This window comes from Cyanobium sp. L1E-Cus, from assembly GCF_024345755.1.
In the GTDB taxonomy this organism is placed as follows: Bacteria; Cyanobacteriota; Cyanobacteriia; order PCC-6307; family Cyanobiaceae; genus Cyanobium_A; species Cyanobium_A usitatum.
On sequence record NZ_JAGQBS010000007.1, the window covers coordinates 51,122 to 64,281 of the forward strand.

A 13,160-nucleotide genomic window follows, 5' to 3' on the forward strand; every position below is an offset into this window, starting at 1 on the left:
CCTTACATAATCGTGACTAGCTGATCGTTCAGCCGCCACACGACTTTGTGTGATTCGGCGGCAAACAGCGGCGAGGTTCCTCACTAATAATTAGTACGCGACCCCCCTAGCACCCCGCTTAATGCCCCCTGTCCGCCCCGCAGCGCTATCCCTGGGAATCCTGGCCCTGCTGGCCCCCCTGAGCAGCCCGTCCCTGGCCCAGGCCGCACCCACCGCCTCAGCCAAAACCAGCGTGGACACGCCGGCTTTGGGACGCCTGCAACTGGAGAACGGCTACCCCACGGCCGCCACCGCCCGCAAGCTCTACGACACCCTCGACCTGCAGCGGGCCACCCAGGGCTACCTGTGGGCCCTGCCCGCGGTGGGCTTCAAGGCCCTCTACGACGCCCAGGCGAAAACCATGGGCGTGCGCAACGGCGATGTGCTGCTCTACCGCACGCTGCAGGACAAGGCGGGGATGCTCACCCCCAACATCACTACCCTCTACGCCTTCAGCTTCTGGGATCTGGCCAAGCAGGGGCCGCTGGTGGTGGAGGTGCCGGCCGGGCTCACCGCCGGCGGCGTGCTCGACATCTGGCAGCAGCCGATCACCGACCTGGGCCAGACCGGGCCCGACAAGGGCGCCGGCGGCAAGTACCTGATCCTTCCCCCCGGTGGGCCGGAGATGGTGGCCCCGGGCTACCGCATCTTCCGCTCCCCAAGCAACCAGGTGTGGTTCGGCACCCGGGGCCTGGCGCCGGACAAGGCCGTGGCCGAGGCCACCGTGCGCCAGCACCGTCTCTACGGCTGGAACGAACGCACCAACCCAGCGGCCACCGGGTACAGCGAGGTGGGCGGGCGCCCCTGGCAGTCGGCCCAACCCGCCGATCTCTCCTACTGGCGACTGCTCAGTGATCTTTACGCCAATGAGCCCGTCGCCCCCCGCGATCGGATGATGTTTGGGATGCTGTCGCCCCTGGGCATTGCGCCGGGCCAGCCTTTCAAGCCCGATGCCCGGCAGGCACGAATCCTCAGCGAGGGGGCCCAGCTGGGTGACCTGATGGCCCGCACCATCGCCTACGACAAGCGCACCCCTGGAGCCACGGTGTACCCCGGCAAGCACTGGGAGTACGCCGTCCTGTTTGATCTGAATCAGGAATCCCCCGACAAGCTGCGGGTTCAGTTCGACGAACGCAGCTCCTGGTTCTACGAGGCCATAGCCATGTCGGTGGGGATGCAGGGCCGGGTGGTGGGCTTCGGCCAGGTGTATCTGGAGGCCTCCAAAGATGCCAAGGGCCAATGGCTCGACGGCAGCCGCAGCTATCGCATGCGCGTGCCGGCCAATGCGCCGGTGAAGCAGTTCTGGTCGATCACCCTCTACGACAACCTCAGCCGCGGCCCGCTGATCACCCCCCAGGGCGCCGCCGACCTCAGCTCCCGCAAGCCCGATCTGGCGAGCAACGCCGACGGCTCGGTGGATGTGGATTTCGGGCCAATCCGGCCTGCCGGTGCCAAGAACTGGATCCAGACCACTCCAGGCAAGGGCTGGTTTGCCTACTTCCGCTTCTACGGCCCCACCGAGCCCTATTTCGCCAAAACCTGGCAACTCAACGACATCACGACGATCCAGCCATGAAGACCAGCAACCAGCGTCCGCCCAGAAGCCTGGGGCTGATCCTCGCCCTGATGGCAGTGACCAGCGCCGCGCCGGGACCAGCCCTAGCCGCCTCTGTGGCGCCAGCCCCCACCCCCGCCGAAGCGAAGGCCATCGCCGCTGAGGCCTGGCTCTACGCCTATGCCCCCCTGCAGGGCTACCAGACCTTCTGGAACCAGACTCAGAACAAGGCCTTTCCGGGCTATGTGGGCGGCTTCAACCGATTCCGTCATTACAGCCGCTCCGCCACCCCGGCCGACACCGACATCGTCACCCCCAACAACGACACGCCCTATTCCTGGACCTGGCTGGATCTAAGGGCTGAACCGATCGTGCTGAAGCTGCCAGCCGTGCCGGCACCCCGCTATTACGTAAACCAGTGGGTCGACCTCTACACCCACAACTTCGCCTACACCGGCGTGCGGGCCACGGGGCGCGGCGCCGGCACCTATTTGTTTGCCGGCCCCCGTTGGCAGGGCAGCGTGCCCAAGGGGATCACCAAGGTGTTCCGCGCCGAGACAGATTTCGTAGGCAGCCTCACCCGCACCCAGCTCAACGGGCCCGGGGAGATCCCAGCGCTTCAGGCGCTGCAGGCGAAATACCAGTTGATCCCCCTTTCGAGCTTCGAAGGGACCAAGCCGCCCAAGCCCGCTCCGCCGGTGAACTGGCCCGCCTGGGATCCGGCAAAGGCCGAGGGAATCGGCTTCATCGGCTACCTCAACGCCCTGCTGCCGTTCATGCCCACCGTGCCGTCGGAGCAGGGGATGATGACTCGCTTCGCCCGCATCGGCATCGGCCCGGGGCGGCCCTTTGACCCCAAACAACTGACTCCCGCCACCCGCAGCGCCATCGAGGCCGGGGTGGCCGCCGCCGCCGCCAACCTGCGCAGCAAGGCCCTGGCCCAGAGCAGTTCCAAGGGCTTCTTCGGCACCCGCGAGGAACTCGGGAGCGATTACCTCACCTACCGGGCCATGGGGGCGATGCTGGGGATCTACGGCAACAGCAGTTCCGAGGCCTTCTACGCCACTCAGCAGAAAGGCCCCGACGGCAAGGTGCTCGATGGCCGCCGCCAGTGGGTGCTGCGCTTCCCCGCCGGCCAGCTACCGCCGGTGAGTGAGTTCTGGTCGATCACGATGTATTCACTCCCCCAGCGATTGCTGGTGGCCAATCCGATCAACCGCTATTCGATCGGGGATCGCACCGAGGGCCTGAAGCTGGGGGCAGATGGCTCCCTGGAGATCTATCTCCAGCATGAAAACCCAGGCCCAGCCAAGGTCTCCAACTGGCTGCCGGCTCCTGCTGGGCCCTTCTTCTTCGTGGGCCGTCTCTATGGGCCAGGCCCGTCGGCCCTTTCAGGGCAATGGCAGCTACCTGCCCTGCAGGAACGTCCCTAGGGCCGCCCGATCCGCCACTACCTCCAGCCGGGGGTGGTGCTGCAGCCAGCTGGCTGGCACCTCAGGGCAGGGGGGCTCCTGCAAAGCCCGTTTCAAAATGGCCGCCTTGCTGGCCCCGGTGACCACCAGCAGGATCCGCTCTGCCGCCAGGATCTCCGCCAATCCAAGCGTGATCGCCTGGGCCGGCACCGCCTCGGGATCGCCGCCAAAGGCACCAGCGTTCTGGGTCCGGGTGGCGGCGCTGAGGGTCAGGCAGCGGCAGGGGGCTTGAGCTCCGCAGGGGGGCTCGTTGAAGCCCACATGGCCGTTTAAGCCCAAACCAAGCAGCTGCAGCCCCACACCACCAGCAACCGCGAGGGCGGAACCGTAGCGCCTGGCCTCAGCCTGGGGATCGGCCGCCAGGCCATCGGGCAGCAGCACCTGCTCAGGCTGCAACCCCAAGGTGCGCTGCAGCCGGGCAGCCATGAAGGCCGCAAAGGAACGGGTATCGGTGGCCGCCAAGCCCACATATTCATCCAGGTTGAAGCTCAGCCAGCCCTGGCGGATCGCCTGCTGTTGCGCCCCACTGAGCTGCTCAAGCTGCTGGGCTAAAGCCGCGTAGACAGGCTCCATGGTGCGGCCCGTGGCCAGTCCTAGGGGAAGCCGGGGCCGCTGCAGGCGCTCTTCCAGCAAGCGGGACGCCACCGCAGCAGCCACGGCCGGCCCATCAACGAGGCAGCGCAACTCCAACTTCAGGGACTGACGTAGGAGCGCAACTCCGTTCCGCGGTAGTAGTGATGCAGGATCTGCTCGTAGCTCTGGCCCCGGTTGGCCATGCCGTGGGCGCCCCACTGGCTCATACCCACACCATGGCCGAAGCCCCGGCCGATCGCCAGCAGCGAAGGCGGCGGCAGTTGCACGGGCACCTGATCCGGGGTGATGGCAGGCTCGGCTAGCCCACTCTGGTCGGCATCCCGCGGCATCAGCGGCGGCAAGGCCGGCAGGGCCGCCAGCTGTGGGGCCAGCACCTCAAAGCGCACCATGGTGCTCTTGAGCCCCAGGCGGCTGCGCAGCTGGGCGCCGGTGAGCACCAGGGTGCCGGCAGGGCCAGTCACCCGCGCCTGGCGCACCCGACCAGAGCCGGTGGTGGCGAGCACATCGATGCGCTGGGCACCGCCGATCTCGCCAAACGCCTTCTGCAGCTGCTCGGGCTCCAGGCGCAACTGCCAGGCGTGCACCGGGCTGTGCTGATCAAAATCGGGCACGCTCACCAGGTAGGGAAGCTGCTGGCTCCAGAGATCACCGCTGTTTTCGGTGCTGCCACCGGCGCTGCTGTGAAAAACCGCGTTGGCCAAGCTGGGACCAAACATCAACACCTGGCCGCGGGTGCTAACCACCGCCTGACGGGTTGAAGGGGTTTCCGCCTCAACACCCTTGTAAACCTGGCTCGAAACGGTGGCGCTCACGTCAAAAGCGGCAGCTGGCTTGCGCTGGCGCAGGGCATAGGTGCGGGCGGCCACCGCCTGAGCGCGCAAGGCCGCCTGGGGCCAGCTCGCCGGCATCTCGCTAGCCACCACGCTGGGAAGGTAGGCCTCGAGGGGCAAATGGTTCACGGCCTGTAGGGATGAGCTACCCACAAGCACCTGCAGTCGGCCGCGATAGCCCCGCTGCTGTAGCTGAAAATCGGCGCCTTCCTGGGGGCCAAACTGCAAATCCAACGGGTGGCCAGCGGACTGGGCTGCCGGCTCCAGCCAGAGCTCTCTAACTGCAGGCAGTCGCTCCACGCCGGCGGCTCGTTCCAGCACAAGGCTGCCGGCAGCCAGCTGCAACACCACCGGCTCCAGCGGCGCCAGCGACCAGCGCTGGCTACCGGCCCGCAAAACCAAGGGCTGCTGAGGCGCCGCCAGCGTGAGCTTGACCGTTTCGAGCAACAGCACCCGCACCTGCGGGTTGGCCTGCTGGGCCCGCAGCTGTCCCGGAGCAGCACCGGTCAGCACCAGGGCGCTTGCCAGCAAAGACACCAGGGGAAAGCGCAATACGGGCACGGAGGCTGCTTCTCCCGACTCAGGGGGCCCATTGTGCCCGGCGTGGCAACATGCGCCAGAGGCAGCACGACCGTGCAGGTCACCTTTTTAGGCACCAGCTCCGGTGTGCCCACCCGGGGCCGCAATGTCTCGGCCGTGGCGCTGCGTCTGCCCCAGCGCAGCGAGCTGTGGTTGTTCGACTGCGGCGAGGGCACCCAGCACCAGTTTCTGCGCAGCGATCTGCGGGTGAGCCAGCTGCGGCGGATTTTCGTCACCCACATGCACGGCGACCATGTATTTGGCCTGCCCGGCCTGCTGGCCAGCCTCGGCCTGGCGGGCACCTGCACGGGCATCGACCTCTACGGCCCCGATCCCCTGCGCGACTACCTCGAAGGGGTGCTGCGCACCTCCTCCACCCGGATCAGCTACCCCCTTCGCACCCACCGGGTGCGATCCGCTGCCGAGAGCGGTGCCCTGCTCCTCGATGACGACGACCTCACGGTGCGCTGCACGCCGCTGACCCACCGGGTGCCTGCCTACGCCTACCGGGTCGATCAGAAGCCGCGGGCGGGCCGCTTCGACGTGGAGCGAGCCAAGGCCCTCGGCATCCCGCCAGGGCCGATCTACGCCGAACTCAAGGCTGGGCGCGACATCAGCCTCGAAGACGGCCGGATCATCAATGGCGCCAGCCTTTGCGGCCCCGATCGCCCGGGGGTCAGCGTTGTGTATTGCACCGACACCGTGTTCTGCGAAGCGGCGGTGGAGCTGGCCCGCGGCGCTGACCTACTGATCCACGAATCCACCTTTTCCCACGCCGAAGCGGAGCTTGCCTACCAGCGCCAGCACTCCACCAGCACGATGGCGGCCCAAACCGCCCTGGAGGCCGGCGTCAAGCAACTGGTGCTCACCCACCTGAGCCCTCGCTACATGCCAGGCAATCCGATGACCCCCGACGACTTGGTAGCGGAAGCCCAATCCATCTTTGCCAACACCCTGGTGGCCAAGGATTTCCTCAGCATCGACATCACCCCATCCGAACCAGCCACGGCCTAGCCCTGCAACAGTTCGCGTTAATCGGCTGCGGAGGGCCCTTTTCCCGTGATACAAGGTCTCCGATGCGGTCTTTACCGCCTACCCGCCGGCTTTTTCCAATGGCCTCCTCCTTCCCCTCGGCTGCCCTCCGCAAGGCGGTTCGCGTTCTTGCTCGAACCATGCTGGCCCTCCTGCTGTTCATGGGCTTCGGCAGCCCGGCTCTGGCAGCCGCCTGGACCACAGAGCAGCTCACCGTGCCCGCCACGCCAGACGGCACCCTGGTGACCTTCAGCGAGCAGGAGATCAAGGCCGGTCGCAAGGTGTTCAACAGCAGCTGCGGCGAGTGCCACGCCGGTGGCATCACCAAAACCAATCAGAACGTGGGCCTCGACCCTGAGACTCTGGCCTTGGCGACGCCGTCGCGGGACAGCGTTGAGGCCCTAGTGGACTACATGAAGGACCCCACCTCCTACGACGGGGAATACAGCATTGCTGACGTGCACCCCAGCATGCGCAGCAGCGACATCTTCGTGAAAATGCGCGACCTCGACGACGACGACCTGCGCCTGATGGCTGGCTACATCCTGGTGGCCCCCAAGGTTCAGGGCATCCAGTGGGGCGGCGGCAAGATCTACTTCTAGGCTCAGATCAACTTTTAGCCTCAATCCCCCCGTTCAGCCGGTGCAATAGCACCGGCTTTTTTATTGGCCGTAAAAGGCGGTGGCTTGCAGTTGGCCAGGTCTAGGGAGGTGGGCTGCTTGCTGTACCACCACTCCTGCAACTGGGATTCAAGCCGCATCGGGAACAGGGTGATAACCGTGCGGGTGGGGCGGGCGCCGGGCTGCAGCAGCTCAACGGCATAGGACGGGCAGCGGCGGGAGGCCAGATCTGGCACAAAGCGCCGGCCGATGCGCCGCCAGCTTGGCTCCTTGCTACGCCAGGCCAGCCGACAGCAAGGCCAGGGCAACTCCTCGCGATCAAACAGGCGACAGCAGGGGCCCAGCACCCGATAGCTGTAGTGGCCGCCGGGGCTGGTGTGCTCGCTCCCTGGCTCCAGCAGGGCTGCGACGTTGCCCTTGGAGGGGGGTGCCTGGGCTGACACAGAACTGCGGCTCGGGAATGACAGCAAAAAGCCACCCCTAAGGGTGGCAGATAAGTTCAGATTGCTCAAGCGCAGGTCGGGGATTTGCCGAGCCTGCGCAGGCTGATCTGGGGCTCAATAGAGCTCTTCTTCGGCGTGGGTCTTGATGGTGCAGTCGCTGGTGGGGTAGGCCACGCAGGTGAGCACAAAACCAGCTTCGATCTGGTCGTCGTCGAGGAAGCTCTGGTCGCTTTGATCGACGGTGCCGGAAGTCAGCTTGCCTGCGCAGGTGGAGCAAGCGCCGGCGCGGCAGGAGTAGGGCAGATCAACGCCCTGTTCTTCAGCAGCGTCGAGGATGTACTGGTCATCAGGAACCTCGATGGTCTTGTTGAGGCCTTCGCTCTCGCTGATGAGGGTGACCTTGTAGGAAGCCATGAAAAAGATTGGGGCTCACAGGCACCCGGAAGCCGGGCCTGTAGGACTCGCCCTTCATACATCCGCCGGACGCCCTAACTGTCGATTTGGCGGCCAGAACGCTGGAAGGCCAATCAAATTGAAGGCACAGATCAGCGTGCCTTATGCGACACGCCGGATCGTCATCAGGCCCCATTGGCTTTGTTCAGCCGTGAGTTCGGCCTGCCAGCCCTCGTCCCGCAGGGCCAGTTGTAACGCCGGAGCCTGGTCAACGAGCAGGCCACTCAGCAGACCCACGCCGTTAGCAGCCAACACAGTGTTGAAGGCTGGACAAAGGGCCTGAATCACCGGAGCAAGGATGTTGCAGAGCAAAAGATCGGCCGGCTGGCCCTCAAGCAGCTCAGCCAGGGCCTCAACCGAGCCCAGTTGCCCCCGTACTTGAGGCGTGAGTCCGTTGAGGGCGGCATTGTCGGCAGTGGCTTGCACTGCCAGCGAATCTGTATCGACAGCCGCTACCGAGGCCGCGCCCAGCCGCAGGGCAGCCAGGCCCAGCACGCCGCTACCGCAGCCGAGGTCGGCCACCCGCAGGCCAGCCAGCCCCTCTGGCGTCATGGCGGCCAGCAGCTCCAAGGCCTCCAGGCACAGCCTGGTGGTGGGATGGCTGCCGGTGCCGAAGGCACTGCCCGGATCCATGGCAATTAGCTTCCGCTCGGCATGCTCGGGCGGACAGGGCAGCCACGCAGGCAGGATCAGCAGCCCCTTGCCCACAGGATCGGCCTGCCAGTGCTGCTTCCAGCTGAGGCTCCAGTCTTCATCGGCCTGCTGACTCCACAGCAGCGGGGGCAGGGCCAAGCCGAAGGGCTCGGCCAGTGGCGCCAGAGCCAGAGCCAGCTGCTGCCGCTCCGGCTCAGGCCAATCGATCGCCGGCAACCAGGCAATCAGCTGACGCTGGCTGGGGGTTTCGGGGCGGTGCTGAACCGCAACCCGAGGTATGCCCAGGTCAGCGAGCTTCCAGAGCAGGGATTCCTCCAGCTCCGGCAGGGAGGCCAGCTCCAGTCGCCACCAGCCCGGAGCAGCAGCCATCAAAGGGTTACCGGGTGGGCTTCCTGAATGCCGTTGATGGCGTGCACCGAGACCAGCAGGCTGGGGGGGATGGGGTCATCGAGGCTGAGCACCATCACGGCGTCACCACGCACGATGCGGCGGCCCACCTGCATCGAGGCAATGTTGACGTTGTGCTCGCCCAACAGGGAGCCCAACTGGCCGATGATCCCGGGCATGTCCCGGTGGCGAGTGAACAGCATGTGGCGGCTTGGAGCCACGTTCACCGGAAATTCATCGATGGTGGTGATGCGCAGCTCGCCTTCGGCGAACACCGCTCCGGTAACGCTGTGGCTGGCCTGGGAATTGCGGCAGCTGAGCTGCAGCGAACCACCGGCGAAATCGCGACTGGCGTCATCCTTGACTTCAAGCACGTGGATGCCTCGCTCCTTGGCCTCCAAGCTGGCGTTCACGTAGTTGATGCTGTCGCCCAGGGCGGTGGAAAGCAGACCCTTGAGGGCCGCCACCACCAGGGGCTGGGCCGGGTGGGCGGCGAAGTCGCCCTGGAGTCTCACCTCAAGCTCACTGATCGGGCCACCAGCCAGCTGGCTCAGCAGCTGACCCAGGGTTTCGGCCAATTGCAGGTGGGGCTTGAGCTGCTCCATCACCTCGGCATTGAGGCCAGGGATATTCACGGCGCTGCGGGCAGGCAAGCCCAGCAGTACGTCGCGGATCTGCTCTGCGACATCGATCGCAACGTTTTCCTGGGCCTCTTCGGTGGAGGCACCCAAATGGGGCGTGAGGATTAGGCGCTCCTTCACCTGCCGCAAGGGCGAACCCGCCTCTAGAGGCTCTTTGGCGTACACATCAAGGGCAGCACCGCCGATGGTGCCGTTCTCAACTGCCTCAGCGAGGGCCGCTTCGTCAATGATGCCGCCGCGGGCGCAGTTAACGATCCGCGCCGTCGATTTCATTGTCTTGAGCAGCTCCGCGTTCACCAGGTTCTCGGTGTCTGGGGTGCGGGGCAGGTGCAGGCTGACGAAGTCAGCTTCGGCAAATAGGGCGGGCAGGGGCAGCAGTCGGACCTGCATTTGCTGGGCCCGCTCGGCAGACACGTAGGGGTCGTAGGCCATCACGTCCATGCCCATCGCCTTGGCCACTCGAGCCACGTGGGAGCCGATCTTGCCGAGACCCACCACGCCCAGCTTTTTCTTGTAGAGCTCGTTGCCTACATATTTCTTGCGATCCCAGCCGCCGGCCATGGTGCTGGCATGGGCATGGGGCACGTGGCGCGACAGGGCCAGCATCAGGGCTAAGGCCTGCTCAGCGGCGGCGATGGTGTTGCCCTCCGGCGAGTTCACCACAAGCACACCGCGCTTGGTGGCCGCCGGCACATCGACGTTGTCGACACCGACGCCGGCTCGGCCAATGATCCGCAGCTTGTCGGCCGCTTCGATGATTTCGGCAGTCACCGTGGTGCCTGAGCGAATCATCAGGGCGTCGTAGTCGCCGATGATCGCCTTGAGCTCCTCGGGGGGCAGGCCAGTGCGTACATCAACCTGAGCCACCTGGGACAGGATGTCGATCCCCGCCTGGTCGATGGGATCCGAAACGAGAACCTTTGTCATGCCCGGCGGTGCGAAGCGGAGAGCCGGCCGTGCAGTGTAGTGAGCGGCGAGAATCGCCCCAACAACACTGAGTAGGGCGCAGCGTGGGCACAAGTGTGGTGGTAGTTCTGAACGACCGCAAAAGGTTGCATCAGCTTCGGGATCGACTGGCCGAGCTGCAGCCGCCGCTGCTGCAGTTGGAGGCCATCGGCGAGGGAGAGCAGGCCATGGCCGAGGTGGCCCGACTAAACCCTGCGGTGGCACGGCGGGCCCGCCAGCAGGGCATGGCTCGCTGGCTAATTCCCTTTGGCTTTTTGGCTGGCCTCACCTTCACCTACATCACCGATCTGGACACCTTCGCCTTTGCGGGTGCCTGGAGCCAGCACCTGATCGGCGCCCTGCTCGGCATGGGTTCAGGCTGGATGGGCAGCTTTGCAGCCGCCGCGAGCGTGCGCTCCGAAGAGGACGACCGCATCCGCAGCCTGCGCAACCGGGTGGAAGAAGGCAACTGGCTGCTGCTGGCCGAAACAGCTAACGGCGTCGATATGCCCTGGATTTCCCTGCAGCAGGCCAAACCCCTGGCGGTGGTGCGACTGGGCGATGGCTAGGGACCTTGAAGCCGTGATCGCTGCCGCAGACCAGGCCCTGCGCACCTGGGAGCCGGTGTGGACTCCCTTTCTTGATGGGGCGTTGCTTGAGCAGGCCCAAGAGCACCTGGCAGGGCTGGCCGAGCTGGAGATGGCCAGCCGGGGGGGCTACCCAGGAGCTGAACGCCAGCGTCTGCTTTTGCAGCGCTACGACGCAGCCATTGATGCCGATGAAGTTGCCGCCGGCCTGATGGGCCTGGAGCTGGGCGGCAATTTCCTATTTGACCCGGCTGAGCGACAAGACTTCCGCGCGGGCCTGCTAGCCCTCGGCGCTGCGGAGGGAGAGCTGGGCGATCTCTGGCTGCGAGGCGACCGGGGTGCCCAGGCAATTCTCACGGCTGCTCAAGCTGCTGCCCTTGATGGCCGCACCGCTGTGGTGCGCACGGTGGAGGTGGCCCTGGAAGCCCGCCCCCTGCATGAGTTGCAACTTCCGGCGCCGCGCCTGCCCCGCCGCTTTCAAACCGTGGAAGCCTCCCTGCGCCTCGATGCGGTGGCCTCTGCCGGATTCGGGTTATCTCGCAACCGCATGGCCGAGCTGATCCGCCAAGGCAGGGTGAGACTCAACTGGCAGCCAGTCAGCAGTCCCAGCAGGGCGGTGACGGTGGGAGACCGGGTGCAGCTGGAGGGCCGGGGCGAACTGCAGCTTGAGACGGTCACAGCAACCAAGCGGGAGCGCTGGCGAATCGAGCTGGTGCGCTGCTGAGGGATTACCTGAATCAGGCCTACCTGTAACCTGGCAAAGCTTCTGGGGCGATTAGCTCAGAGGTAGAGCACTACCTTGACACGGTAGGAGTCACTGGTTCGAATCCAGTATCGCCCATTTTAAAAATTCAGTATTAGCCCTAAGTTTCGAGATGGCAGATGCAACAAGGGAATTGACCGTTGTTGTTGGACTTGCTCGCTCAGGGATAGGTGCTGCTCGGCTGCTTAACCATCTCGGCCATGCGGTGCTGGTGATTGAGAGCCAATCCAGCCCAGCACTTGAAACCAAAGCGAGCGAGTTGCGCCAGGCAGGCATTGATGTTCTGCTAGGCGTGCCCCTCCACGGCGACGCCTTTGCCGCCCTTGGCACTACTCCCGCAGCGGTGGTGGTGAGTCCAGGCATCCGCTGGGACCATCCCACCCTGGTGGAGCTGCGCAACTCAGGAGTAAGCACCAAAGGCGAAATGGAGCTGGCTTTCCAAGCCAGTGGCTACGTGCCCTGGATCGGCATCACCGGCACCAATGGCAAAACCACCGTTACCCACCTGGTGAGCCACCTGCTTCAGCACGCTGGGCTCGATGCCCCCATGGGCGGCAACGTGGGCTTCTCTGGGGCAGAGCTGGTGCTGGAGCGACTGGAGCGCGGCGATCCCCAACCCAACTGGCTGGTGATGGAGCTCAGCAGCTATCAGATCGAATCGGCCCCTCAAGTAGCTCCACGGGTGGGAATTTGGACCACCTTGACCCCCGACCATCTCGAGCGCCACGGCACCATTGAGGCCTACCGGGCCATCAAACGCAGCCTGTTGGAGCGTTCCACGTCGCCCATACTCAACGCCGATGACGCCGACCTACGCGCCCATGCCGCCGGCTTGCAGCGGGCCATCTGGGTCACCGCCGGCAGCCGGGAGGACCTCCCACCCACGATCCAGCCCAGTCTCTGGATCGAAGCTGGCCAGGTATGGCAAGCCCCCCAGCCCGGCGAGACCGGCCCCGGCAAACTTTTAATGGCTGCCGATTGCCTAGCCATGCCCGGCGCCCACAACCGCCAAAACATGCTGCTGGCCGCTGCGGCCGGGCTCGAAGCCGGCTTGAGCGGCGCCCAGATGGAGCAAGCCTTCCGCTCCTTTACCGGCGTGCCCCACCGGCTTGAGCGCATCCGCGAGCAGCAAGGCATCAGCTTCTACAACGACAGCAAGGCCACCAACTACGACGCCGCCGAGGTGGCGCTGCACGCCCTGGACGGTCCGCTAGTAGTGCTAGCGGGTGGTGAATCGAAGCAGGGCAATCCCGATAGCTGGCTGGCAGCCTTGCAACAGAAAGCCGCAGCGGTGGTGCTCTACGGAGCTGCCCAGGCTGAGTTTGATCAACTACTTAGCCAGGCAGGCTTTAGCGGAGTCGTGCACTGCTGCGACAACCTGGCTGAAGCCGTACCCCTGGCCGACCAATTAGCCCGCAGCCATCGCTGCCTAGCGGTGCTGCTTTCCCCAGCCTGCGCAAGCTTTGACCAATACAGCGATTTTGAGGCCCGTGGTGATGACTTCCGCCAGCTGGTGATGTCGCTGTAAGGGCGTTCAGCTATCTAGCTCCTAACATTCGCGCACCA

At 65.4% G+C, this 13,160-nt stretch carries 13 protein-coding genes and 1 tRNA gene; 8 read left to right on the plus strand and 6 right to left on the minus strand.

Going from position 1 to position 13,160, the window contains the following annotated elements; all coding sequences use genetic code 11:
- The first annotated feature begins 121 nt into the window (after positions 1 to 121).
- Both KBZ22_RS08155 and KBZ22_RS08160 read left to right on the plus strand, forming a co-directional pair.
- Positions 122 to 1,615, plus strand: coding sequence for a DUF1254 domain-containing protein (locus KBZ22_RS08155; protein WP_255021668.1), 1,494 nt, complete (start codon positions 122 to 124; stop codon positions 1,613 to 1,615).
- Positions 1,612 to 3,027: a DUF1254 domain-containing protein gene (locus KBZ22_RS08160; protein WP_255021669.1), complete on the plus strand. Its 1,416-nt coding sequence runs from the start codon at positions 1,612 to 1,614 to the stop codon at positions 3,025 to 3,027. Before KBZ22_RS08155 ends, KBZ22_RS08160 begins: the two co-directional genes overlap by 4 nt.
- On the opposite strand, the gene KBZ22_RS08165 is transcribed toward KBZ22_RS08160, so the two are convergent.
- Both KBZ22_RS08165 and KBZ22_RS08170 read right to left on the minus strand, forming a co-directional pair.
- Entirely contained in the window at positions 3,001 to 3,756 is a 756-nt protein-coding gene (locus KBZ22_RS08165; RefSeq protein ID WP_255021670.1) for a glucosamine-6-phosphate deaminase, read from the minus strand. The two genes, KBZ22_RS08160 and KBZ22_RS08165, sit on opposite strands and share 27 nt — an antisense overlap.
- A 2-nt stretch (positions 3,757 to 3,758) precedes the next feature.
- Positions 3,759 to 5,051: a SpoIID/LytB domain-containing protein gene (locus tag KBZ22_RS08170; RefSeq protein ID WP_255021671.1), complete on the minus strand. Its 1,293-nt coding sequence runs from the start codon at positions 5,049 to 5,051 to the stop codon at positions 3,759 to 3,761.
- 72 nt (positions 5,052 to 5,123) lie between these two features.
- Here KBZ22_RS08170 and rnz point away from each other — a divergent pair, with 72 nt between their 5' ends.
- Together rnz and psbV are read left to right on the plus strand one after the other, a co-directional pair.
- Positions 5,124 to 6,083 carry a ribonuclease Z gene (gene rnz, locus KBZ22_RS08175; protein ID WP_254959892.1) on the plus strand — a complete coding sequence of 320 codons (960 nt, stop codon included), beginning with the start codon at positions 5,124 to 5,126 and terminating at the stop codon, positions 6,081 to 6,083.
- Positions 6,084 to 6,181: 98 nt separating this feature from the next.
- Positions 6,182 to 6,703 (plus strand): photosystem II cytochrome c-550, encoded by a 522-nt coding sequence (gene psbV, locus KBZ22_RS08180; RefSeq protein ID WP_106502299.1) that lies wholly within the window; start codon positions 6,182 to 6,184, stop codon positions 6,701 to 6,703.
- A gap of 20 nt (positions 6,704 to 6,723) precedes the next feature.
- On the opposite strand, the gene KBZ22_RS08185 is transcribed toward psbV, so the two are convergent.
- From KBZ22_RS08185 to serA, 4 genes are all read right to left on the minus strand, one after another.
- Entirely contained in the window at positions 6,724 to 7,164 is a 441-nt protein-coding gene (locus tag KBZ22_RS08185) for a hypothetical protein (protein WP_255021705.1), read from the minus strand.
- Between the two features lie 114 nt (positions 7,165 to 7,278).
- On the minus strand, positions 7,279 to 7,578 hold the full coding sequence (locus KBZ22_RS08190) for a ferredoxin (protein WP_106502300.1): 300 nt from the start codon (positions 7,576 to 7,578) through the stop codon (positions 7,279 to 7,281).
- A gap of 141 nt (positions 7,579 to 7,719) precedes the next feature.
- Complete coding sequence (prmA, locus tag KBZ22_RS08195) at positions 7,720 to 8,640, minus strand: 50S ribosomal protein L11 methyltransferase (RefSeq protein ID WP_255021672.1); 921 nt, start codon at positions 8,638 to 8,640, stop codon at positions 7,720 to 7,722.
- Positions 8,640 to 10,226: a phosphoglycerate dehydrogenase gene (gene serA, locus KBZ22_RS08200; RefSeq protein ID WP_106502302.1), complete on the minus strand. Its 1,587-nt coding sequence runs from the start codon at positions 10,224 to 10,226 to the stop codon at positions 8,640 to 8,642. Before serA ends, prmA begins: the two co-directional genes overlap by 1 nt.
- Positions 10,227 to 10,321: 95 nt before the next feature.
- Between serA and KBZ22_RS08205 the strand changes: the two genes are divergently transcribed.
- From KBZ22_RS08205 to murD, 4 genes are all read left to right on the plus strand, one after another.
- Entirely contained in the window at positions 10,322 to 10,813 is a 492-nt protein-coding gene (locus KBZ22_RS08205) for a hypothetical protein (protein WP_255021673.1), read from the plus strand.
- Positions 10,806 to 11,555, plus strand: coding sequence for a photosystem II S4 domain protein (locus KBZ22_RS08210; protein ID WP_261353991.1), 750 nt, complete (start codon positions 10,806 to 10,808; stop codon positions 11,553 to 11,555). The genes KBZ22_RS08205 and KBZ22_RS08210 overlap by 8 nt, the downstream gene beginning before the upstream one ends.
- A 45-nt stretch (positions 11,556 to 11,600) precedes the next feature.
- Positions 11,601 to 11,672, plus strand: a tRNA-Val gene (locus tag KBZ22_RS08215).
- A 34-nt stretch (positions 11,673 to 11,706) separates the two neighbouring features.
- Complete coding sequence (gene murD / locus KBZ22_RS08220; protein ID WP_255021675.1) at positions 11,707 to 13,122, plus strand: UDP-N-acetylmuramoyl-L-alanine--D-glutamate ligase; 1,416 nt, start codon at positions 11,707 to 11,709, stop codon at positions 13,120 to 13,122.
- Positions 13,123 to 13,160 lie beyond the last annotated feature (38 nt).